The sequence below is a fragment of the Methylobacterium sp. WL7 genome (assembly GCF_008040085.1).
Taxonomy (GTDB): domain Bacteria; phylum Pseudomonadota; class Alphaproteobacteria; order Rhizobiales; family Beijerinckiaceae; genus Methylobacterium; species Methylobacterium mesophilicum.
The window spans coordinates 1-1,860 of record NZ_VRVG01000292.1; the positions used below are offsets into that span (position 1 = coordinate 1).

Annotated in this window: 4 protein-coding genes; all 4 read left to right on the forward strand. The window is 69.7% G+C overall.

The window, feature by feature from the left end; genetic code table 11:
• The coding region (locus FV233_RS30995; protein WP_210249521.1) for a hypothetical protein at positions 1-247 on the forward strand (247 nt) is incomplete at its 5' end.
• Position 248: 1 nt separating this feature from the next.
• Positions 249-530 (forward strand): hypothetical protein, encoded by a 282-nt coding sequence (locus FV233_RS29295; RefSeq protein WP_147899622.1) that lies wholly within the window; start codon positions 249-251, stop codon positions 528-530.
• Positions 531-663: 133 nt separating this feature from the next.
• The gene (locus tag FV233_RS29300) at positions 664-1,107 is read left to right on the forward strand and encodes a DMT family transporter (protein ID WP_147856089.1); all 444 of its coding nucleotides are present in this window, start codon (positions 664-666) and stop codon (positions 1,105-1,107) included.
• A 334-nt stretch (positions 1,108-1,441) separates the two neighbouring features.
• Positions 1,442-1,744 carry a hypothetical protein gene (locus FV233_RS29305; RefSeq protein ID WP_147856085.1) on the forward strand — a complete coding sequence of 101 codons (303 nt, stop codon included), beginning with the start codon at positions 1,442-1,444 and terminating at the stop codon, positions 1,742-1,744.
• Positions 1,745-1,860 lie beyond the last annotated feature (116 nt).

Below are 1,860 nucleotides of genomic sequence, written 5' to 3' on the forward strand. Positions count from 1 at the left end.
CTTCAACGGACGCCCGCCGTCGCCAGCCCGGTGGGTCGCAGGCAAGAAAAGCCGCGCCGACCGGGCCGGGGGCCGGTCGATCGCCGGTATTCGGCCTGAAAACGTCGACTATTCGGCAACATCTGCTTTCGATCCGGGCCCGATTGTCATGCCCTCGGGCAACGCCACCGATCGGCGATGGAACATGCCTGCTTCCGAACCCGTATTCATCCCACTAGCGCGCCGCTGGGAGGCGAAGGGGAGCTGACATGACCGACAGGGACCCCGACGCGCATTCCATCCCGGATTCCGATCCCCAGGCGGCCCGGATGCCGGAGGTTCTGCGCCTCTCGACGGCCCTGGCGGAGCAGATGCTGGCCTCGCAGATCATGGGGCGCTCGATCTCGGGCGATCAACTGGCCGCGCTGGTGGGTGCGGCGCGGCTCCTTCAGGACAACAACGTCCCCTGGCCGCCCCTCGTTCACGAGGTCGTCCAGGAGTTGGCCGACCGCATGGACGCCGCCGGACCGCAGGCCGACGGGGCGGCCTGACAGGCATCCGACACCCCGTCGGACCGGCTCCGCGCGGTCGCCGCGGCAGGATGAGAGGTCGCCGACCGCGGTGGTGCGCCGCCGCAGCCCCGACCGCGTCGCCGACCCGCCGTCACAGATCGGGATCTCAGCTATGTGGTACCTCTACGGCTTCGTGCTGCTGGCAGGCGTCGCCAACGCCGTCCAGGCCGGGCAGAACGGGGCGCTCTCTAAAGGGCTGGCCGAATCGCTGACCGCGGGGCTCGTGGTGGCCGCCGGGACCGCCACCTGCATCCTCGTGGTCGGCCTCCTCTCCGGCAGGCTCACCTGGCCCACGGCGGACCAGGTTATGGCGATGCCCTGGTGGGCGTGGTTCGGCGGTATCCTGGGCGGCTGCATCATCCTGGCGCAGTTCATCGTGGCGCGGCAGATCGGGGCCGCGCCGTTCCTCGGCCTTCTCGTCACCTCGGGAGTGGTCACCTCGATCGTGCTGGACCATTTCGGCTGGGTCGGCTTCGAGACGCATCCCGCCGGCCTGTGGCGGATCCTCGGCGGCCTCCTGATGGTCGTCGGCGTGGCGCTGGTCGCGACCTTCTGACGACCGGGCGCGGGCCGCTCCGCCGGCCTCCCGGAACGGTCCCGCTCCGCACGGGGTTGCTCTTGGGAGAGTTCAGGGAGAGCGCGATGCTGACGGGTGGTCTGCTGTGGTTGATCGGGGTGCCGATCCCCGTCCTCATCCTGATCTGGTTCTTCTTCCTGCGCGGACGATAGCGTCCACCACCGGCAGCGAACCTCCGAGATGCGAATCCCCGTGATCACCGCGCGCCCTCGCACGCGGAATCACCGCGCGCCCTCGCACGCGGACCACCCGCGGCGCCCGCACGCCGCGATCGTCGTCTCGACAGAACTGCGCCTGCCTGTATCGTGCCGGGATGCGCACCGCCCTCGCCGCCCTTACCCTCGTCATGGCTGCCGGGGTTGCGCTCGCGCAGCAACAGCCGCCCACGGTGCCCGAGCTGCTGACAGCGGAGGCGAAGGCCGCGCTCGGATGCGAGGGATCCGGCGATCCTGCCGTGATCCGGGAGCAGTGCCGGCTCCGGGACCGGCTGAGCGGACGCCTGGCTCAGGCCGGCTATTGCTGGGGCCGCAAAGGGCAGAGCGACGAGAAGAAGGACTGGCACGCCTGCCAGCCTGATTCGATCTTCGAGGACGACATCGAGGCGGTCCAGCGCTGAGCCTCGATCTCGAAAGGTCGTGGATCTTCGGCGCCCCCGATGCGCCGAGCACCGGGCCGGCTTCAGCGGAAAAAGCCTCAGATCCTCGTCTAGAGCCGTGCCCGACCACATTGGGT

Bases quoted from the DNA above. Each gene is read 5' to 3' on its own strand.
- FV233_RS29295 (WP_147899622.1), top strand. From the start codon at position 249: ATGACCGACAGGGACCCCGACGCGCATTCCATCCCGGATTCCGATCCC.
- FV233_RS29300 (WP_147856089.1), top strand. From the start codon at position 664: ATGTGGTACCTCTACGGCTTCGTGCTGCTGGCAGGCGTCGCCAACGCC.
- FV233_RS29305 (WP_147856085.1), top strand. From the start codon at position 1,442: ATGCGCACCGCCCTCGCCGCCCTTACCCTCGTCATGGCTGCCGGGGTT.